Source organism: Streptomyces sp. M92 (genome assembly GCF_028473745.1).
Taxonomy (GTDB): Bacteria; Actinomycetota; Actinomycetes; order Streptomycetales; family Streptomycetaceae; genus Streptomyces.
This window is the reverse complement of record NZ_CP101137.1, coordinates 1-19505: the sequence shown is the minus strand read 5'-3', so window position 1 is coordinate 19505 and position 19505 is coordinate 1. Positions and strand designations below refer to the sequence as shown.

Annotated in this window: 16 protein-coding genes and 2 pseudogenes; 9 read left to right on the top strand and 9 right to left on the bottom strand. The window is 71.5% G+C overall.

From position 1 onward, the window contains the following. Nucleotides 1-32 precede the first annotated feature (32 nt). Complete coding sequence (locus M6G08_RS00090) at nt 33-551, top strand: SixA phosphatase family protein (protein WP_073721341.1); 519 nt, start codon at nt 33-35, stop codon at nt 549-551. A 103-nt stretch (nt 552-654) separates the two neighbouring features. Here the strand turns inward: M6G08_RS00090 and serB are convergent, their stop codons facing one another. Together serB and M6G08_RS00080 are read right to left on the bottom strand one after the other, a co-directional pair. Continuing rightward, complete coding sequence (gene serB / locus M6G08_RS00085; RefSeq protein WP_272585125.1) at nt 655-1899, bottom strand: phosphoserine phosphatase SerB; 1245 nt, start codon at nt 1897-1899, stop codon at nt 655-657. Nucleotides 1900-2735: 836 nt separating this feature from the next. Next, a pseudogene (locus tag M6G08_RS00080) lies at nt 2736-4595 on the bottom strand (streptophobe family protein); the annotation flags it as partial. A gap of 240 nt (nt 4596-4835) precedes the next feature. Here M6G08_RS00080 and M6G08_RS00075 point away from each other — a divergent pair. Further along, on the top strand, nt 4836-7424 hold the full coding sequence (locus M6G08_RS00075; protein ID WP_272585124.1) for an ABC transporter ATP-binding protein/permease: 2589 nt from the start codon (nt 4836-4838) through the stop codon (nt 7422-7424). A 117-nt stretch (nt 7425-7541) separates the two neighbouring features. On the opposite strand, the gene M6G08_RS00070 is transcribed toward M6G08_RS00075, so the two are convergent. From M6G08_RS00070 to M6G08_RS00060, 3 genes are all read right to left on the bottom strand, one after another. Beyond that, the gene (locus M6G08_RS00070) at nt 7542-8249 is read right to left on the bottom strand and encodes a transglycosylase SLT domain-containing protein (RefSeq protein ID WP_272585123.1); all 708 of its coding nucleotides are present in this window, start codon (nt 8247-8249) and stop codon (nt 7542-7544) included. Nucleotides 8250-8603: 354 nt separating this feature from the next. Next, entirely contained in the window at nt 8604-9647 is a 1044-nt protein-coding gene (locus M6G08_RS00065) for an S-adenosylmethionine:tRNA ribosyltransferase-isomerase (protein ID WP_272585122.1), read from the bottom strand. Continuing rightward, complete coding sequence (locus M6G08_RS00060) at nt 9644-10342, bottom strand: SDR family NAD(P)-dependent oxidoreductase (protein WP_272585121.1); 699 nt, start codon at nt 10340-10342, stop codon at nt 9644-9646. The genes M6G08_RS00065 and M6G08_RS00060 overlap by 4 nt, the downstream gene beginning before the upstream one ends. A gap of 217 nt (nt 10343-10559) precedes the next feature. Here M6G08_RS00060 and M6G08_RS00055 point away from each other — a divergent pair, with 217 nt between their 5' ends. The 3 genes from M6G08_RS00055 to chpE all read left to right on the top strand — a co-directional run bounded on the left by M6G08_RS00055 (nt 10560) and on the right by chpE (nt 12740). Then, nucleotides 10560-11705 carry a GAF domain-containing sensor histidine kinase gene (locus tag M6G08_RS00055; RefSeq protein ID WP_272585120.1) on the top strand — a complete coding sequence of 382 codons (1146 nt, stop codon included), beginning with the start codon at nt 10560-10562 and terminating at the stop codon, nt 11703-11705. Continuing rightward, nucleotides 11698-12339: a response regulator gene (locus tag M6G08_RS00050; protein WP_272585119.1), complete on the top strand. Its 642-nt coding sequence runs from the start codon at nt 11698-11700 to the stop codon at nt 12337-12339. Before M6G08_RS00055 ends, M6G08_RS00050 begins: the two co-directional genes overlap by 8 nt. Before the next feature lie 155 nt (nt 12340-12494). Then, entirely contained in the window at nt 12495-12740 is a 246-nt protein-coding gene (chpE, locus tag M6G08_RS00045) for a chaplin ChpE (RefSeq protein ID WP_019329385.1), read from the top strand. Between the two features lie 158 nt (nt 12741-12898). On the opposite strand, the gene M6G08_RS00040 is transcribed toward chpE, so the two are convergent. Next, nucleotides 12899-13687: an Rv1486c family protein gene (locus M6G08_RS00040; RefSeq protein ID WP_272585118.1), complete on the bottom strand. Its 789-nt coding sequence runs from the start codon at nt 13685-13687 to the stop codon at nt 12899-12901. A 152-nt stretch (nt 13688-13839) separates the two neighbouring features. Between M6G08_RS00040 and M6G08_RS00035 the strand changes: the two are divergent. From M6G08_RS00035 to M6G08_RS00025, 3 genes and pseudogenes are all read left to right on the top strand, one after another. Continuing rightward, nucleotides 13840-14370, top strand: a pseudogene (locus M6G08_RS00035) (ABC transporter ATP-binding protein); the annotation flags it as partial. 319 nt (nt 14371-14689) lie between these two features. Then, nucleotides 14690-15121 carry an NfeD family protein gene (locus M6G08_RS00030; RefSeq protein ID WP_272585116.1) on the top strand — a complete coding sequence of 144 codons (432 nt, stop codon included), beginning with the start codon at nt 14690-14692 and terminating at the stop codon, nt 15119-15121. Between the two features lie 175 nt (nt 15122-15296). Beyond that, the gene (locus tag M6G08_RS00025) at nt 15297-16253 is read left to right on the top strand and encodes an SPFH domain-containing protein (protein ID WP_272585115.1); all 957 of its coding nucleotides are present in this window, start codon (nt 15297-15299) and stop codon (nt 16251-16253) included. A 140-nt stretch (nt 16254-16393) separates the two neighbouring features. On the opposite strand, the gene M6G08_RS00020 is transcribed toward M6G08_RS00025, so the two are convergent. The 3 genes from M6G08_RS00020 to M6G08_RS00010 all read right to left on the bottom strand — a co-directional run bounded on the left by M6G08_RS00020 (nt 16394) and on the right by M6G08_RS00010 (nt 18470). Beyond that, nucleotides 16394-16900 (bottom strand): HNH endonuclease, encoded by a 507-nt coding sequence (locus M6G08_RS00020; RefSeq protein ID WP_272585114.1) that lies wholly within the window; start codon nt 16898-16900, stop codon nt 16394-16396. Nucleotides 16901-17098: 198 nt separating this feature from the next. Continuing rightward, nucleotides 17099-17638, bottom strand: a complete 540-nt coding sequence (locus M6G08_RS00015) for a YbhB/YbcL family Raf kinase inhibitor-like protein (protein WP_073721323.1) — start codon at nt 17636-17638, stop codon at nt 17099-17101. A 49-nt stretch (nt 17639-17687) separates the two neighbouring features. Then, nucleotides 17688-18470 (bottom strand): sporulation protein, encoded by a 783-nt coding sequence (locus M6G08_RS00010; protein WP_272585113.1) that lies wholly within the window; start codon nt 18468-18470, stop codon nt 17688-17690. 147 nt (nt 18471-18617) lie between these two features. On the opposite strand from M6G08_RS00010, the gene M6G08_RS00005 reads away from it, so the two are divergent. Beyond that, nucleotides 18618-19259 carry a DNA-3-methyladenine glycosylase gene (locus M6G08_RS00005; protein ID WP_272585112.1) on the top strand — a complete coding sequence of 214 codons (642 nt, stop codon included), beginning with the start codon at nt 18618-18620 and terminating at the stop codon, nt 19257-19259. The last annotated feature ends 246 nt before the right edge of the window (nt 19260-19505 follow it).

Here is a 19505-nt window from a genome sequence, read left to right as displayed (position 1 = left end):
CCCGTGGCCTGTTTCATGCGAAGCTGGATGCCATGAGCGTCGCAGAATCCCGCAGGATCGTCCTCTTCCGGCATGCGAAAGCCGACTGGCCACAGGTGACCGACCACGAGCGGCCGCTCGCCGAGCGGGGCCGCAAGGACGCCGCAGAGGCCGGACGCCGGCTCGCGGACACCGGAGTCCCCTTCGACCAGGCCCTGTGCTCCACCTCCACCCGGACCCGCGAGACCTGGAAGCTCGCCGTCGCGGAGTTCCCGCAGCGGCCGAAAACCGTTTACGAGGAGCGGATCTACGAGGCCTCGCCCGGCGAGCTGATCGCCGTGCTCAACGAGACCCCCGACGACCTGCGGAACGTACTGGTGATCGGCCACAACCCGGGCATGGAAGGACTCGCCGAGATCCTGGCGGGCTCGGCAGAGGACGACGCCCGCGAGCGGATGGGCCGCCGCGGATTCCCGACCGCCGCCTTCGCCGTGCTGACCTTCACCGGCTCCTGGAAGGACGTGGAGCCGGGCGTGGCCTCCCTCGTCGACTACTGGGCGCCGACCGACTGACCCGACCCCCGTGACAGGGCCCGGCACCCAGGGTGTTCCGGGCCCTCGCCCGCAGTGGGCCGCCCGCCCCGGCCGGTTGCGGCCAGGTGCCGGGAAAGGCCGGTCAGGACCGGTCGAGGGGCTTGCTCAGGCTGTCGCCGAGGCCCTCTTCCAGCGTGTCCGCCGCCTCGACCTCCTCGCGGGTGATGCCCAGCAGGTACAGGACGGTGTCCAGGAAGGGCACGTTCACCGCGGTGTGTGCCGCCTCGCGGACCACCGGCTTGGCGTTGAAGGCGACGCCGAGCCCGGCCGCGTTCAGCATGTCCAGGTCGTTGGCCCCGTCACCGATCGCCACCGTCTGCGACAGCGGCACGCCCGCCTCGGCGGCGAACCGCCGCAGCAGTCGCGCCTTGCCCGCCCGGTCCACGATCTCCCCGGTGACCCGGCCGGTCAGCTTCCCGTCGACGATCTCCAGCGTGTTGGCCTGGGCGAAGTCCAGCCCCAGCTTCTCCCGCAGATCGTCGGTGATCTGGGTGAACCCGCCGGAGACGACGCCCACCTGGTAACCGAGCCGCTTCAGCGTGCGGATCAGCGTGCGGGCACCCGGCGTCAGCCGAACCTCGCTGCGCACCTTGTCCACCACGGAGGCGTCCAGCCCCGCCAGCAGCGCCACGCGCGCGTGCAGCGACTGCTCGAAATCCAGCTCCCCGCGCATCGCGGCCGCCGTGACCTCGGCGACCTTGTCCTCACAGCCGGCGTGCGCGGCGAACAGCTCGATGACCTCGTCCTGGATCAGCGTGGAGTCCACGTCCATCACGACCAGGCGCTGCGCCCGCCGGTGCAGGCCCGCCGACACGACCGCGACGTCCACACCCAGCGCGGCGGCCTCGGTCGCCAGCGCGGTGCGCAGCGGCTCGGTCTCCACACCGGACACCGCGAACTCGACGGCGGTCACGGGGTACTTGGCGAGCCGGAAGATACGGTCGATGTTGCTGCCGGACTCGGTGATCCGGGCCGCTATGGCGGCCGTCGCCTCGGCGGTGAGCGGGTGGCCCAGCACGGTGACCAGGGAGCGGCCCAGCCCCCGCGGCCGGTTGTCACCGATGCCGGAGATGATCTCCGCCTGCAGCTTCAGCGACTCCGCCCAGCTGTGGACGGTCGCCCGCAGATCGCCCTCCAGTCCCCGGGGCGGCTCGGTCACGAGCGCGCACAGGACGATCCGGCCACGGGTGACGACCTGCTCGATGTCGACGACGTCGACGGAGTAGGCGGCGAGGGTGTCGAACAGGCCGGCCGTGATGCCCGGTCGGTCCTTGCCGAAGATCTTGACGAGAAGCGTGGGAACGTCAGAGGTCTGCGAAGCGCTCATGGTGCTCCAACCGTATCCGGCACCCGGTGCCTTCCGCCCGTGAGGTCCGCCTGACGGACAGCGCGGTCGTGGCGGGCCCGTACACCAGCACCAGCCGTACGACAGCGGCCGCCCTGCCGCCGCGGCGGCTCTTGCGGGCGAGCCCGCGGTCCGCCGCCGCCCGGTCATCCGCCCTTCGGCCGCCGAGGGGGCGCCGGAGGCGGGGGAGGAGGCGGTGGCGGGCCCTCGCCCCAGCGTGGCGCCGGCCTGCCCGGCCGCTCCCCGGGACGCAGGGGCCGCCGCGGCGTTCCCGGCGGTGGTCCCAGCGGCCCGATGACCGTGGGAGCGCCGGACACGTCATCGTCACCCGGATCGTCCTCGCCGCTTCCGGACGGCCCGTCTCCACCACCGGTCCACCGCTCTTCGCCGGGCGGCCTGCTTCGGTCGCCGGGCGGCCGGTCTTCGCTGCCGTATGGCCCGTCTCCACCGCCGGGCGGCTTGCCTCCGCCGCTGGGCCGCTGGTTTTCGGTGCCGGGCTGCTCGTCTCCGCCGTGTGGCGGCCGCTCAGGGTTGCCGTGGGGTTGCGCGCCGGGTGCGGGCGGCCTGCTTCGGTCGTCGGGCGGCCGGTCTTCGCTGCCGTATGGCCCGTCCCCACCGCCGGTCCACCGCTCTTCGCCGGGCGACCTGTTTCCGTCGCCGGTCCGCCGGTCTTCGCTGCCGGGCTGCTCGTCTCCGCCGTCTGGCGGCCACCCAGGGGCGCCGTGCGGCCGAACGCCGGGTGCGGGCGGCCCGCTCCCCGCAGCGCGGCCCGAATCGGACGGCGGCCGGGTGGGCGCCCACTCCGGCCGTGCGTCCTCTGGTTCCCCCGCCCTCTCCGACCGCAGGTACGGATTGGTGTCCGGGTTCGGCGGCCGGTGCGGAGGCTCCGGCCAGTACGGCCCCGAGGGCTGCCCCGCGTAAGCCGCACCGCCGGGAGCCCTGCCACTGCCACCCCCGCGTCCACTATTGGCGTGGCCACTCCCGCCCGGGACACCGCCTCCCGCCTCGGCGGCACCGCTGCTCCCGCGCGGGGTGCCTCCTCGCCCACCAGTGGCGTCGTCGCTCCCGCCCGGGCTCCCGCCTCCGGCCCCACCGATGCCGCTGCTCCCGCGCGGGGTACCGCCGTGCCTACCACTGGAGTCGCCCCCGCCCGGGACACCACCCCCGGCCCCAGCGAACCCGGCACCAGCGAACCCGTCACCCCCGCCCGTGCCACCCCCGCCGCCCCCGTGCCCGCCACCCCCACCCGAAGCCCCCGCCCCCACCACCCCGGCACTCCGTGCCACCGCCGACGCCCGAACCCCGGCCGCCCCGCTCACCCCCGCCAGCAGCGCCCCGGCGGCCCCCGCGCCCGCGCCCCACACCGCGCCCAGCAGCAGTGCCGTTCCGAACTGCCCGCGCAGGTCGATGCCCGCGCCGAACGCGTCGATGCCGAGGACGGACAGCGAGGCGTCCACGGACACCTCCGTCAGCCGGGCCAGCAGCCCCAGCGCCACCGCGGTCGCGATGCCCAGCCGCACGGCACACCGCCCGGCGAAGGCCGCGGAACGCGCCTCATCGGGCGCCACGGGTGTCCGCACCGCCGTCAGCGCGCCGGCCAGCAGCATCACCAGCGCCGCGGCCACCCCGAGCAGCCACACCCGCCCGTCCAGCTCCGCGAGCCGCCCGAGCGTCACCGGCTCCCGCCCGCCGGCGCCCAGCAACTCGTCCAGCGGATCCGGAAGCACTCGGACCAGTGCGCCCGTGGCCCGCCCCTCCCACGGCACGAACAGGCCGAGCGGAACACCGAGCCAGACCCCGTTCGGCGCGCCCAGCAACGCGGCGCCGAAGACCCGCCGCGGATGGTCGTCGCCGATCGCCGCGTACGCCGCGGCCGCCCAACCGGCCGCGACCGCCGTCAGCGCCACCGTGACCAGGGCGGACACTGCCGGACGCACCACCCGGTGCACCGCCTCGCACCCGCGCGGCAGGGGAGTGCGGCGCGAGGCCAGCAGCGCGACCAGCAGGACCCCGACGGACCAGACCAGCCCGCCCAGCAGCGTCGGTCCCGTGTCGACGGAGAAGCCGACCGCGGCCTCGGCGTCGACCAGGTCGCCGATCCGGTCGGGGAGCAGCCCGCCGATGTCCCCGATGTCCCCCACGTCGCCGAGCCCGGGAATCTCGATGCCCCCGGTACCGCCCTCCGGCAGATCGTCCAGTCCCAGCGAGCCGCCGTCGATCGTGACGACATCGTGACCCACCCAGGCCAGTCCGCCCAGCATCGCCAGGAACAGGGCGACCACCGCACCGGCGCGCGCCAGTAGTTCCGCCGGGGAGACCACAACTCCGGCCGCCCGCAGGGACCGTAGGAAGAAGAAGGACAGGAAGAGCGCACCGACCAGCCCCACGCCCAGTGGCGTGATCTCGACGGCCGTGTGCGCCTGTGCCCCTTCCAGTCCGAAGACGGACACATCGCCGGCCGGTGACACCGAACCACCCGCACCGAGCGCCACCACCGCCGCGGTCATCGGACCCAGCGCGCCCGCCGCGTCCGCGCCCAGCAGCCGCAGGCCGAGCGCCGCCGTGCCCGCCATCCCGATCAACGCCCAGCTCACGGAGGCGATCGCGGACATCAGGACATCGCCCCACGGCACCCTCGTGCCGTAACCCTCGGCGCCGACGCTCGTGGACGCGCTCATGGCAGACCCCCCGATCCGCGGCGCGGCTCAGCTGCCGCGCATGTCCCCCTCGCGTGGAATACCACTCTCCGGGCAGGTTTCAACCCCGTCAACGGGATCGGCCGATGGCCGCCTACGCAAGTTTCACAAGGCCCGACTTTCGGTCAGGGGGCCGAGCCTGAAATAGTTCCCCCCGATGTTCGACATCCCTAGACTCCCCGCGACGGGGGTACATCGGGGGACAACTCAGTGGGGCTTGGAGTGCCGGAACTCGTACTGGAATCCAATGGACAGACCTGGACGCTCGATCCGTCCCGGTCATACGCGCTCGGACGCGATCCGCAGGGGGAACTTGTCTTCGACGACGCCAGGGTGTCCTGGCGTCACGCCACGATCAGCTTCAACGGCCGCAGTTGGGTCGTCGAGGACCACGGCAGCACCAACGGCACGTTCGTGCACGGGCAGCGCGTCCAGCACGTGGAGCTCGGCGCCGGCACGGTGCTCAACCTGGGCAACGCCACCGACGGACCGCGCGTCAGCCTGACCGGCGCGCAGGCCCCGGTCGGCACGCCGCAGGGACAGCAGCAGCCGTACGCCGCGCAGGGCGCGAACGCCGGCTGGGCCCAGCAGTCGCCGCCGGTCCAGGAGCCGCAGCAACAGCAGGCTCCGCCGCAGCAGGTGCCGCAGCACGGACAGCAGCAGGCCGGCTGGCAGCACCAGCAGCCGCAGCAGCAGGCCGGGTCACCGCAGGCCGCGCCGCAGCAGGGCGCACCGCACTTCCCCCAGCAGCAGGGCTCCGGCGGCGCGGCGGGGGCGTCACCGGTCCACGGCGACCGCAGCCCGACCACGTTCCACCAGTTCTCGCTCGGTCGCGTGATGCGCATCGGACGTGCCCTGGAGAACGAGCTGGTCGTCTCCGATCTCCAGGTCAGCCGCCACCACGCGGAGTTCCACTCGACGCCCGACGGGCGCATGGAGATCCGCGACCTCGGCTCGCACAACGGCACGTACGTCAACGGTCTGCCGATCGCCAAGGGCGGCTCCCAGCTGCTCGGCCCCACCGACATCGTGGGCGTCGGACACTCGACGTTCCGGATCGTCGGCGACCGGCTCGAGGAGTTCGTCGACACCGGTGAGGTTTCCTTCTCCGCCCGTCACCTGACCGTCACGGTCGACGGCGGCAAGCAGATCCTCAAGGACGTCTCCTTCGGCGTACCGGAGAAGTCGCTGATCGCGGTCATCGGCCCGTCCGGTTCCGGAAAGTCGACCCTCCTCAAGGCGCTCACCGGCTACCGGCCCGCCGACCAGGGCGAAGTCCTCTACGACAACCGGAACCTGTACAAGCAGTTCGCCGAGCTGCGCCAGCGCATCGGTCTGGTCCCGCAGGACGACATCCTGCACAAGGAGCTGACCGTCAAGCGGGCCCTGAAGTACGCGGCCAAGCTCCGCTTCCCGGCCGACACCACGGCCGCCGAGCGCGACGCCCGTATCGACGAGGTGCTGCGCGAGCTGAAGCTGGACATCCACAAGGACAAGAAGGTCACGTCCCTGTCCGGCGGCCAGCGCAAGCGCGTCTCCGTCGCCCTGGAGCTGCTGACCAAGCCGTCGCTGATCTTCCTGGACGAGCCGACCTCCGGCCTCGACCCGGGCATGGACCGCGACGTCATGCAGCTGCTGCGCGGCCTCGCCGACGACGGCCGCACCGTCCTGGTCGTCACCCACTCGGTGGCCGAGCTGGCGATCTGCGACAAGCTGCTGGTGATGGCGCCGGGCGGCTCCGTGGCCTACTTCGGCCCGCCCGAGGAGGCGCTGAACTTCTTCGGCTACGACACCTGGGCCGACGTCTTCTCCGCCTTCGAGAACTACCGCGACTACGACTGGGCGGGCCGCTGGAAGGGCTCGCAGCACTACCAGATGTACGCCGCGGACATCGACGCCGTCGCCCCGCAGTCCGTACAGGTCCCGGCGATGCAGGCGATGAAGCCGCCGAAGCCGCAGGGCTGGATGTCGCAGTTCGTCACGCTGGTGCGGCGCTACGTCTCGGTGATCGTCTCCGACAAGGGCTTCCTCGCCCTGATGGTGATCCTCCCGGCGGTGCTCGGCGCGGTGAGCCTGCTCATCGACGCCGACAAGGGCCTGCTGCCCAACCCGCCCAACGCGGCCGGCCGGATCATCCCGAACGGCACGGCGACCACGGTGCTGCTGATCCTCGCGGTCGGAGCCTGCTTCGCCGGTGCCGCGAACTCGGTCCGCGAGCTGATCAAGGAACGGGTGATCTACGAGCGGGAGCGGGCGACCGGCCTGTCCCGGTCGGCGTACCTGATGTCCAAGGTGTTCGTGCTCGGCGTGATCACCGTGCTCCAGGGACTGCTGGTCGGCGTCATCGGTTTCGCCTCCCGGGAGATCCCCGAGGAGGGCCTCGTCCTCGGCGGGCTCACACTCGTCGAGCTGTCGCTGCCGATCATGGCGCTGGGCTTCACCTCGATGATGTTCGGCCTGATCATCTCCTCGCTGGTGAAGACCGCCGAGAAGACCATGCCGCTGCTGGTCATGTTCGCGATCATCCAGGTCGTCTTCACCGGCTGCCTCTTCGCGCTGAACGGCGCGGTCGGCGTCAACCAGTTCTCGTACCTGATGCCCTCGCGCTGGGCGGTGGCCGCGGCCGGTGCCACGCTGGACTTCAACAAGATCAGCCCGCCCGAGCAGGGCGCCGAGGCCGACCCGCTGTGGGAGCACACCGTCGGCGCCTGGGCCATGGACATGGCCGCGCTGATCGCCCTCGGTGTGATCTGCGGGTTCTTCGTGGCGCGTTTCCTGCGCCGCCACGAGCCCGAGGTCATGCGGAAGTGACCGCCAGGGGCCCCTCGGCCCCGTGAACGCCCCGAAGGGCGGCACCCCGTCAGGAGGGTGCCGCCCTTCGGCGTACGGTGCGGCGTCGGCGACGTCGTGAAGAGGTCCGCGCCGACCTCAGTACGCGCTGTCGACGTTGTCCATGGTGCCGTACTTGTCCGCCGCGTAGTTGCACGCGGCGACGATGTTGGCGACCGGGTCGTAGATGTTCTTCGACGTGCCGGGCACGTGGTAGGCCTTGAACGTCGGCGGGATGACCTGGAGCAGGCCCTTGGACGGGATGCCGTTCTGGGCGTTGATGTCCCAGAGGTTGATCGCCTTCGGGTTGCCGGAGGACTCCCGCATGATGTTGCGGTGGATGCCCTCGTAGGAGCCGGGGATGTCGTGCTTCTTCATGATGGCCCGGGCCTCGCGGATCCAGCCGTCGAGGTTGTCCGGGTAGGACTTCTTGACCTCGGTGCGCTCGGCGGAGCGGCTGGCGGACTGCTTCGCCTCACGCTTGGCGGCGGCCTTCTCGGCGGCTGCCTTCTTCGCGGCGGTCTCCTTCTTGGCGGCCGCCTCCTGCTTCGCCTCGATCGCGGCGACCTTCTGGCTGGCGCCGGCGAGCTGGCCGGTGACGCCGGCGTGCACGTCCTGGATCTGCTTGGTGCTGTACGCCACCTTGGCCGTCGGAGCGGCCTCGCTCGTGGTCGTCGTCTGACCGCTGGCCGGGACCGCGGTGAGCGCGACGGCGGCGGCGCCGAGCGCGCCGACACCGGCGACCGCGAACTTGTGCTTGCGGTTCAGGGGAAGACTGCGACCACGGGTGAAGATGTTCTTGGGCATGGCGGGATAGACCTCTTCGAATAGCGCGGAGGTCGCTCTCGTCCGGTGGGGACAGTTGATGCTTCCGGCACGAACGCCGCGGGGAAACGACCCACGGCGCTGAGCGACGAGAGCAATTCTTAGCGGCCGCAAAATTCGGAGGCAAAGGTGTGACGTACGATCCGAGATAGTGGATCAGGGAGGGGAGAAACGGGACAGATTAGACCATCTGCCCCGCTCAAAACGGACGAGTCGTTCTCCTACTCCCCTTCGTACGTGACGTGGGCCCTATGCGCGGGCTCACACGCGCCCCCCGCTCTTCTCACTGTTGGTTGCTGGAGCAATGCAGTGGGTGAGGGACTGGTCGTCGCCCTCCTACGGCAGGAGGAGATGGACATCGCCGAACTCGTGCCACAGGTAGCGCCCGCGCACCGCCGCCTCGTACCCGCGGTCGATCGCCGCCCGTCCCGCCACCGCCTCCAGCATCAGCAGATGCGAGGCCTCCGGCTCGTGCAGCCCCGTCAGCAGCCCGTCCACCACCCGCACCCCCCGCTCCGGGGTGACCACCAGACCGGTCCACCCGGCCCGCGCCCGCACCACTCCGTCGCCGTCGGCCGCCGACTCCACCGCCCGCACGGCGGTCGTCCCCACGGCCAGCACCCGCCCGTCACCCGCCCGGGCCGCGTTGATCAGCCGCGCCGACGCCTCGGGCACCCGGAAGCGCTCCGGAAACGGCGGCTCGTGCGACTCCGCCGACGCCACACCCGTGTCCAGCCGCACCGGCGCGAACCGCACCCCGCGGCTCACCAGCTCCGCCACCAGCCGCGCCGTGAAGGGACGGGCGGCGCTCGGCATCTCGGCGCTGCCCGTCCCGTCGCCGGACGGCAGCGCGAACACCGTCTGGTACACCGACAGCGGCTGGTCGCGCTCCGTGTACGAGTAGCGAATGGGCCGCCCGTGCTCCCGCAGCAGCACCGGCACGCCGGCCCCGTGCACGCGCGCCCACCACAACCGTCCCGACCCCGGACGCAACGGCTCCTCCAGCACCAGCCGGCCGCCACCCGGCAGCCGCACCTCCAGCCCTTCCTCCTTCTCCGCACGCGCGCGCGTGGTGCCCCGCCCGTCCGGCTCCCGCAGCTCCACCGCCCACCGGCCGTCGTCCCCGCGCGTGGAGAAGTGCACCACCACGCGCGCGTGCCCCGCCCATCCGTCCACGGCGGCGGCCAGCGTCGCCGACGTGTTGACGACGAGCAGGTCCCCGGCCCGCAGCAGCCCCGGCAGCTCCCGGAACCCGTGGTGCGACACCTCGGTGCCGCGCGACACCAGCAGCCGTACGTCGTCCCGCTCCAGCCCGGGCCCCCGCTGCTCGGCCGGCACCCGGGCCGACAGCTCCTCCGGCACCCGCACCGCCAAGGTCATCGCCGGCCCCCCAGCAGCGTCGGCGCCCCGTAGCGGCCCCCGGCCGGCCGCTCGTCCAGCAGCCGCAGCAGCGCCGGTACGACACTCGCCGGATCGGGCCGCGGATCGTCGTCGTCCGGTACGGCCGCCGCGTACAGGTCGGTGGCCATGTCCCCCGGATCGACCGCCCAGACCCGCAGCCCGGGCTCCTCCACGCCCAGCACCGCCACCAACTGGTCCAGGGCCGCCTTGGACGCCCCGTAGCCGCCCCACGTCTCGTACGCCTCCGCCGCGGCGTCCGAGCTGACGGCCAGCACCGCGCCCGCCGGGGCCGCCCGCAGCAGCGGCAGTGCCTCCTGGACGAGGCCCAGCACCGCCACCACGTTCACCTCCAGCGCGCGCCGCAGTCCGTCCAGCGGCAGCTCCTCCAGCCGCACCAGCGGCTCGGCCCCCAGCGCGCTGGCGTTGCCGACCAGCAGGTCCACCCCGCCCAGCCGCCGGGCCTGAGCGACCAGCGCGGCCCGGTGCCCGGCGTCCGTGACATCACCGGGCAGCGCCCGCACGCGCGTGCCGTACGTCCCCAGCGCCGCCGCCGTCTCCGCGAGCACGCCCGGCGTCCTGGCGTCCAGCACCAGGTCCCAGCCCCGCGCCGCCAGGGCCTCGGCCAGCGCCCGTCCCAGCCCCTTCGAAGCACCCGTGATGATCGCAACCGCCATGACACACGTCCCCTCGTCGTCCACGCCCCCTGATCGGGCCGGCGTGGTCCTCAACGTAGGAACCGGACCGTGCGGGCCGCCTCGGGCACCGGCCGCAACCGCGCGGGGCCCTTCGCCCTAGGACCGGCCGACGGGACCTCTGACCTAGGCCCACCGCCCTAGGCGGCGGCGTCCACAGGCCGATCCCGCCGTCACACCCCGCCGGTACCGTGAGGACATGAGTCACGGCCCCCGGTCCGGCCTCGCCGCGGTGAGTTCCGCGCTGCTGGCCATGAGCAGGCACCTCGAGGTGCGCGACGTCCTCAAGACGATCGTCGCCTCGGCCCGCGAGCTGCTCGACGCGCAGTACGCCGCCCTCGGCGTCCCCGACGACCACGGAGGCTTCGCGCAGTTCGTGGTCGACGGCGTCAGCGACGAGCAGTGGAAGGCCATCGGCCCCCTGCCCCGCCAGCACGGCATCCTCGCCGCGATGCTGCACGAGGCCACGCCCCAGCGCCTCGCCGACGTCCGCAAGGACCCCCGCTTCGAGGGCTGGCCGTCCGCCCACCCCGACCTGGTCGACTTCCTGGGCCTGCCGATCAGGGACGGCGACGAGGTCATGGGCGCGCTGTTCCTGGCCAACAAGAACTGTCCGAAGCCGACCGGCGGCTGCGGCTTCACCGCGGACGACGAGGAACTGCTGGGCATCCTCGCCCAGCACGCCGCCATCGCCCTCACCAACGCCCGCCTCTACGAACGCAGCCGCGAGCTGACCATCGCCGAGGAGCGCTCCCGCCTCGCCCACGAACTGCACGACGCGGTCAGCCAGAAACTCTTCTCCCTGCGCCTGACCGCCCAGGCCGCCGCCGCCCTGGTCGACCGCGACCCCGCCCGCGCCAAGGGCGAGCTGCAGCAGGTCGCCGCGCTCGCCGCCGAGGCCGCCGACGAGCTGCGCGCCGCCGTCGTCGAGCTGCGTCCCGCCGCCCTGGACGAGGACGGCCTCGTCGCCACCCTCCGCACCCAGATCCAGGTCCTCGACCGTGCCCACACCGCGCGTGTGACCTTCGCGGGGCACGGCGTCAAGGCCCTGCCCGCCGCACAGGAGGAGGCGATGCTGCGCGTCGCCCAGGAGGCCCTGCACAACGCCCTGCGGCACGCCGCGGCGGACCACGTCGCCGTGACACTGCACCGGCGCGGCACCGGGGCGGTGCTCCGGGTCACCGACGACGGCACCGGCTTCGACCCGCACACGGTACGCCGCGCGGGACGCCACCTGGGCCTGGTCTCGATGCGGGACCGCGCCAACGGCGTCGGCGGCAGGCTCACCGTGGAATCGGCGCCCGGCAAGGGCACCACGATCGAGATGGAGGTCCCCGGTGGCTGACGGAATCAAGGTGCTGCTCGTCGACGACCACCAGGTGGTCCGCCGGGGCCTGCGCACCTTCCTGGAGGTGCAGGACGACATCGAGGTGGTGGGCGAGGCCGCGGACGGCGCGCAAGGAGTCGACCGCGCCGAGGAGCTCAAGCCCGACGTGATCCTCATGGACGTCAAGATGCCGGGCATGGACGGCGTGGACGCGCTGCGCAGGCTCCGTGAGCTGGACAACCACGCGCGCGTGCTGATCGTCACCAGCTTCACCGAGCAGCGCACCGTGGTCCCGGCCCTGCGGGCGGGGGCCGCCGGGTACGTCTACAAGGACGTCGACCCCGACGCGCTGGCCGGCGCCATCCGCTCCGTGCACGCCGGCCACATCCTGCTCCAGCCCGAGGTGGCGGGCGCCCTGCTGGCCCAGGAGGAGAGCGGTCCCGGTTCGGGCAGAGCGGGCTCCCTCACGGAGCGGGAGCGCGAGGTGCTGGGTCTGATAGCGGACGGCCGCTCCAACCGGGAGATCGCGCGCGCCCTGGTCCTCTCCGAGAAGACGGTGAAGACCCACGTCTCGAACATCCTGATGAAGCTCGACCTCGCGGACCGCACCCAGGCCGCGCTGTGGGCCGTACGCCACGGTGTCACCGGCTGACCCCCTACGCGGCGGCAACCCGGAGGGTTCCCCTCCGGTGCGAGATTCATACCGTCGTGGGAATGTCCCCCATATGGCGCATCCTCTCCGGCGCCCGGCCGTTCTCCAGTGCGTGCCGCGGCGACTGCCGCGGCAATCGCAAGGAGGGCTTGTAAGTGAAGAACCTGAAGAAGGCAGCGGCCGTGACGATGGTGGCCGGCGGGCTGATCGCCGCCGGCGCGGGCATGGCCTCCGCCACCGACGGCTCCGCCGCCCACGGCGAGGCCATCGGCTCCCCGGGCGTCGCCTCCGGCAACGTCGTCCAGGCGCCGGTTCACATCCCGGTCAACGCCGTGGGCAACAGCGTCAACGTCATCGGTGTCCTGAACCCGGCCTTCGGCAACCTCGGCGTCAACCACTGACCCAGGACCCACGGACCCCCGGCCTCCCGGCCCCACCCGGGAGGCCGGTCGCCGTCATGCGGTCGGTGCTTCCAGCCCGTCCGGCGTTTGACGACGAGACCGTTCAGGCCGAACACGGGGGTCTGGGGCGCAGCCCGGGTACGGAGTCGGTCGGCCAGTCACCGCACCCCCTTCTCCCGCTCCTCCACAACGGAGTTGTACGCCGCGACCTGCGCCCGCCGAGCCGTCCGCTCCACCGGACGCAACGCCTCCCCCCGAGCCGCCATCTCACCGGCACTCACCGCACCCCCGTGCCCGTTCTCGTACGCCAGCGAGATCAACATCCCCACCCGCTGAGCCATCTCCAGCACCCGCACCGCCCGCGACGGATATCCCGGAGCCAGCACTTCCCGCCCGCGCTCCGCCCGCGCCCGGTACGCCGCGACCGCCGCCTCCGCCACCGGCCCCGACCCGGCGACGTCCAGCCGCGTCAGCACCTCCGTCGCGTCCCGCAGCGCCTCCGCCAGCTCCCGCTCGGCCTCCCCGAGCGACGGCACGTCCGCCGGCGGCGCCTCCCGCACCGGCAGACAGTGCCAGACGACCTCGACGTGCACGTCACCCTCGGGCCCCACCTCGTACACCTCCGGCACCAGCCCCAGCGCCGCCCCGTGGCAGACCACCGCCTCCTGCGCCTCCAGCGCCCGCGCGTTGAACTCCGGCGGCCCGCTCAGCCCCAGCGGATGCCCCGGCGCGGGCAGTGCGACCCGCAGCCCCCTCGCCCCGAGCGCCCGCAGCCGCCCCAGCGCCAGCGTGAGACCGACCGGCGCCGGCTCGCCCGGCAGCCCCTCCACCCGGTGGACCGCGTCCTCGCCCACGATCGCGATCGCGGCGTCATCCGGCGAGACCATTCCGGCAATAAGGGCATTTCCCCAGGCGGCAAGGCGCCCTGCGCGTGGTTCCGAGAGCATGCCCCCACCCTAAGGACCGGACCGATGGAACGGTGAAGCCGACCGGTGGCGTAGATTTCCTGGAGGGCCTGCGCCCACCGGCGCGGCGGCCCGAGCCACAGGCGTACGCGACAGCCGAGACCGGCCACAATGCAAGGGGAGACAACGCGCTCATGAGCGATGTTCTGGAGCTTCAGGACGTATCCGTGGTCCGCGAGGGCCGGGCTCTGGTGGACCAGGTCTCCTGGTCGGTGAAGGAGGGTGAGCGCTGGGTCATCCTCGGCCCCAACGGCGCCGGCAAGACCACCCTCCTCAATGTCGCGTCCAGCTACCTCTACCCGAGCAAGGGCACCGCCACCGTCCTCGGCGAGACCCTCGGCGAGCCCGGCACCGACGTCTTCGAGCTGCGCCCGCGCATCGGCATGGCCGGCATCGCCATGGCCGACAAGCTGCCCAAGCGCCAGACCGTCCTGCAGACCGTGCTCACCGCCGCCTACGGCATGACCGCCGGCTGGCAGGAGGAGTACGAGGACGTCGACGAACAGCGCGCCCGCGCCTTCCTCGACCGCCTCGGCATGACCGAGTATCTGGAGCGGAAGTTCGGCACCCTCTCCGAGGGCGAACGCAAGCGCACGCTGATCGCCCGCGCCCTGATGACCGACCCCGAGCTGCTGCTGCTGGACGAGCCGGCCGCCGGCCTCGACCTCGGCGGCCGCGAGGACCTCGTCCGCCGCCTCGGCCGCCTCGCCCGCGACCCGATCGCCCCCTCGATGATCATGGTCACCCACCACGTCGAGGAGATTGCCCCGGGCTTCACCCACGTCCTGATGATCCGTCAGGGCAAGGTCATGGCCGCAGGCCCGCTGGAGCTCGAGCTCACCTCCCGCAACCTCTCCCTCTGCTTCGGACTCCCGCTCGTCGTCGAGCAGGTCGGCGACCGCTGGACCGCCCAGGGGCTCCCGATGTCCTGACCGCCCCCCGTGCGCCCTGTCCCCGGCACACCACCGGACCTACCATGACCATGTGAACGACATCGACGCATGGGTGTGGTGGCTCGTCGCCGCGGCAGCGCTCGGAATTCCGCTCGTCGTGACCGCGATGCCGGAGTTCGGGATGTTCGCCGTCGGCGCGGTCGCCGCCGCAGTGGCCTCCGGCTTCGGCGCGGACCTCGTCGTCCAGATACTCGTCTTCGTCATCGTCTCGGTCGCCCTCATCGCCGTCGTACGGCCCGTCGCCGCCCGGCACCGCGCCCAACGGCCTCAACTGGCCTCCGGCGTCGACGCCCTGAAGGGCAGACAAGCCGTCGTACTGGAACGGGTCGACGGGGCCGGCGGCCGCATCAAGCTCGCCGGCGAGATCTGGTCGGCGCGCGCCCTCGACACCGCACGCGCCTACGAGGCAGGTGAGGAAGTGGACGTCGTGGACATCGAAGGGGCAACGGCGATCATCATGTGACCTCGCCGGACGTATGCCGGACACAAGTGGACCGAACCCCCACCGGGACACACGACGGTCTGTCAGACTCGACGGACAAGATCCTCAACAGCCTCAACAGCCGTAAGATGCACAGCAGTCAGGGTCAGTAGGATCTGCCGGAGCACCGAGGCGGAGAAGGGGACGGACAGCCACTATGGAGCCGGTCATCATCGTTCTGATCATCCTGGTGGTGTTGGTCTTCATCGCCCTGATCAAAACCATCCAGGTCATCCCACAGGCCAGCGCCGCCATCGTCGAGCGCTTCGGCCGCTACACGCGGACCCTCAACGCGGGCCTCAACATCGTCGTCCCGTTCATCGACACCATCCGCAACCGCATCGACCTGCGCGAACAGGTCGTCCCCTTCCCGCCGCAGCCGGTCATCACCCAGGACAACCTGGTCGTCAACATCGACACCGTCATCTACTACCAGGTGACCGACGCACGCGCCGCGACCTACGAGGTCGCCAGCTACATCCAGGCCATCGAGCAGCTCACCGTCACCACCCTCCGCAACATCATCGGCGGCATGGACCTGGAGCGCACCCTCACCTCCCGCGAGGAGATCAACGCGGCCCTGCGCGGCGTCCTCGACGAGGCCACCGGCAAGTGGGGCATCCGCGTCAACCGCGTCGAGCTCAAGGCCATCGAACCACCCACCTCCATCCAGGACTCGATGGAGAAGCAGATGCGCGCCGACCGGGACAAGCGCGCCGCGATCCTCCAGGCCGAGGGCGTCCGCCAGTCCGAGATCCTGCGCGCCGAGGGCGAGAAGCAGTCCCAGATCCTGCGCGCCGAGGGTGAGGCCAAGGCCGCCGCTCTGCGCGCCGAGGGCGAGGCCCAGGCCGTCCGCACCGTCTTCGAGGCCATCCACGCCGGCGACCCGGACCAGAAGCTGCTCTCCTACCAGTACCTCCAAATGCTCCCGAAGATCGCCGAGGGCGACGCCAACAAGCTCTGGATCGTCCCCAGCGAAATCGGCGACGCCCTCAAGGGCCTCTCCGGCGCCATGGGCAACATCGGCGGCCTGGGCGGCGCTTCGGGCAACGGCAACGGCGGCGGTGCGTCGGTCCCGGCCCAGGAACGCCGCGAGAAGCCGTCGATCGACTGACGGACCTCATAATCGCCGGGTGCGGGCCCAACGCCCTCAGGGGCGCGGGGCTGTATCGATTTGCGGCTCCGCCGCGTGGGCGCGACCAGCCACAGACCGCCCGCACCCGGGCACGCGCCCGAACCTCTACGGCGAACCCCTCACGCGGCGTCCAGCACCAACCAACCCGGCAGCGCCTCAAAGTCGTCCCTGGCCAGCGCCAGCAACATCGCATCCGCAGGCGTCGGCTCGAACGGCTCCCGCAGCAACGGCATCCCCGCCTGCTCCGGCGTCCGGTTCGCCTTCCGGTGATTGTCCTCCGCACAGGAGGCCACCGTGTTCAGCCACGTGTCCTGGCCACCGTGCGACCGCGGCACCACGTGGTCCACGGTCGTCGCCCGCCGCCCGCAGTACGCGCACCGGTGCCGGTCCCGCACCAGCACACCCCGCCGCGACCACGGAGCACGTCTTCGGAAGGGCACCCGTACGTATTGGCACAGCCTGATCACCCGGGGCGCCGGCATGTCGAGCGCGGCTCCGCGCATCCGCAGTGAGGGGTGGGCCTGTTCGACGACGGCCTTGTCCTGGAGCACCAGAACGACGGCTCGATTCAACGTCACCGTCGACAACGGCTCGAAGCTCGCGTTCAGTACCAGCGTGTCCCGCATACCAGCCCACCTCCCGTGTGCACCGGCCCACCCCCTGGCGGGCTGGGATCAACTCTGGCCGGGCACGCCGGGATGGACAACGCAATATCCGCTGCTCCTACGGGGGACGCGCCCCGCCACCCCCCGCGACAAAAATGCCCGCCCCTGATCCATTCCAAGACCAGGGACGGGCAAACGTTCCATGAACGCTCGGCACACTCAGCCCTCGGCGGGCACCTCGTACTCACCGATCAACTGCGCCCGGCCGATCGTGTGGAACCGCAGGTTGAAGCCGACGAAGGCGGGAGTCGCCTCCGCGTCCGGACCCAGCTTCTCCTCGTCCACGGCGTACACCGTGAACACGTACCGGTGCGGCCCGTCGCCGGCCGGCGGCGCGGCACCACCGAACTCCTTGGCCCCGAAGTCGTTGCGCGCCTGCACGGCCCCCTCCGGCAGACCCTCGAACTTGCCGCTGCCGGCCCCCACCGGCAGCTCGGTCACCGAGACAGGGATGTCGAACACCACCCAGTGCCAGAAACCGCTTCCCGTCGGTGCGTCCGGGTCGTAACAGGTCACGGCGAAGCTCTTGGTCTCGGCCGGGAAGCCTTCCCACCGCAGCTGCGGCGAGGTGTTGCCGGCCGCGTAGACCTGAGCGTCCTTGAGCGTCGCCCCCTCCTGGACATCCGTACTCGTGACCGTGAACGACGCCACGGGCGGGTGGAAGTCATGGGGGAGCGGACGCCGCTTGAGCTCGGTCACCTCGGTACCTCCTGATGGTTCGGTGCAGTGATCTCCGAGCCTAGGACCCTCAGAACCAGTTCCGCTTGCTGCCGACCTCCGACAGCCACTGGTTGAGGTACGCCGTCCAGTCGGTGCCCTGGTAGTCGTTCAGCCCCACCTTGAAGGAACGGAAGGTGTCGCTGCCCTCGCTGAACAGACCCGGCTTCTTGTCCATCTCCAGCACGACGTCCATCGCCTGCGCGTCGGCCACGAAGCTCAGCTCGACCTGGTTCAGCCCCCGGTACTGCTGCGGAGGGAAGAACTCGATCTCCTGGTAGAAGGGCAGCTTCTGCCGCGTGCCCCGGATGTGGCCGCGCTCCATGTCCGCGCTCTTGAAGCGGAAGCCCAGCCCGATGAACGCGTCCAGGATCGCCTTCTGCGCGGGAAGCGGGTGCACGTTGATCGGGTCCAGGTCACCGGAGTCCACCGCGCGGGCGATCTCCAGCTCCGTGGTGACGCCGATGTTCATACCGCGCAGCGCCTGCCCGTCGATCATCGTGATCGGCGTCTCCCACGGGATCTCGAGCCCGAACTGCACGGCGTGCACCGCGTTCGCCTCCAGCTCGAAGGCACCGCCGAGCCGGCTCTTGGTGAACTCGATGTCCTGCTTGTACTCCTGGTCGCCGCTCTCCACCTCGACCTTGGCCTGGAGCCCCACCGACAGGCCCTCGATCTGCTGGTCGACGGAGCCACCCTGAATCCGCACCTCGCCCTGGACGACACCGCCCGGAACGACGTTGACCTCGCTCAGCACGGTCTCCACCGAAGCCCCACCGGCCCCCAGGCTCGCGAGCAGCTTCTTGAACGCCATGTCTCTCCCTCTCCAGGCTTTGCGTGTGAACTCTTGATCCCTACAAACGCGATCCGGCCATGACCGGTTCCACGCCTCACACCCCGGCAAAGGCGACGAGCCCTGGCCACCCCTCCCACGGACGCATCTGCGTTACGCTCGGAAGGCATGATCGCGAGCCCCGACCGTACGCCTCTGCCCAGGGATTTCTTCGACCGCCCCATCCTCGAGGTGGCCCCCGACCTCCTGGGCCGCATCCTCGTGCGCAACACCCCGGACGGTCCGATCGCCCTCCGCCTGACGGAGGTGGAGGCCTACGACGGCCAGAACGACCCCGGCTCCCATGCCTACCGCGGCCGCACACCCCGCAACGACGTGATGTTCGGTCCCCCCGGACACGTGTACGTCTACTTCACCTACGGCATGTGGTTCTGCATGAACCTGGTGTGCGGACCCGAGGGCCGGGCGAGCGCGGTCCTGCTCCGCGCCGGCGAGATCATCGAGGGCGCCGAGCTGGCACGTACCCGACGGCATTCCGCCCGCAACGACAAGGAACTGGCCAAAGGCCCGGCCCGCCTCGCCACCGCCCTGGACGTCGACCGCGCACTGAACGGCACGGACGCCTGCACGACGGAGGACACTCCGTTGCGCATCCTGACCGGCAGTCCCGTCTCCGCTGACCAGGTGCGCAACGGTCCGCGCACGGGCGTGGCCGGCGAGGGCGGCGTCCATCCGTGGCGTTACTGGGTCGCCGACGACCCGACGGTGAGCCCCTACCGGGCCCACGTGCCCAGGCGCCGCCGAAGTTGACTCTCCCTAGGGGGACGCGTAATGTAGCCCGAGCCGCTTGACCCGGGTACGGCAATCGCCTGCAGCCGGAAGCGGCCAACCCACTACCTACGGCTTCCCCTCAGCGGGGGCGAATTCTGCGTGCCTGCATGTCTGAATTCAATCTCGCGGGACTCGATTATGAGTCTCCGGGGAAATCCGCTAACGTAGTGAAAGTCGAAAGGCCGACAGGCGAAAGCCGGAAGCCGACGACAAATCCCGCCGACC

Coding starts and splice junctions, on each gene's coding strand:
- M6G08_RS00090 (WP_073721341.1), top strand. CDS start 33: ATGAGCGTCGCAGAATCCCGCAGGATCGTCCTCTTCCGGCATGCGAAA.
- serB (WP_272585125.1), bottom strand. CDS start 1,899: ATGAGCGCTTCGCAGACCTCTGACGTTCCCACGCTTCTCGTCAAGATC.
- M6G08_RS00070 (WP_272585123.1), bottom strand. CDS start 8,249: ATGCCCAAGAACATCTTCACCCGTGGTCGCAGTCTTCCCCTGAACCGC.
- M6G08_RS00065 (WP_272585122.1), bottom strand. CDS start 9,647: ATGACCTTGGCGGTGCGGGTGCCGGAGGAGCTGTCGGCCCGGGTGCCG.
- M6G08_RS00060 (WP_272585121.1), bottom strand. CDS start 10,342: ATGGCGGTTGCGATCATCACGGGTGCTTCGAAGGGGCTGGGACGGGCG.
- M6G08_RS00055 (WP_272585120.1), top strand. CDS start 10,560: ATGAGTCACGGCCCCCGGTCCGGCCTCGCCGCGGTGAGTTCCGCGCTG.
- M6G08_RS00040 (WP_272585118.1), bottom strand. CDS start 13,687: ATGCTCTCGGAACCACGCGCAGGGCGCCTTGCCGCCTGGGGAAATGCC.
- M6G08_RS00025 (WP_272585115.1), top strand. CDS start 15,297: ATGGAGCCGGTCATCATCGTTCTGATCATCCTGGTGGTGTTGGTCTTC.
- M6G08_RS00020 (WP_272585114.1), bottom strand. CDS start 16,900: ATGCGGGACACGCTGGTACTGAACGCGAGCTTCGAGCCGTTGTCGACG.
- M6G08_RS00010 (WP_272585113.1), bottom strand. CDS start 18,470: ATGGCGTTCAAGAAGCTGCTCGCGAGCCTGGGGGCCGGTGGGGCTTCG.
- M6G08_RS00005 (WP_272585112.1), top strand. CDS start 18,618: ATGATCGCGAGCCCCGACCGTACGCCTCTGCCCAGGGATTTCTTCGAC.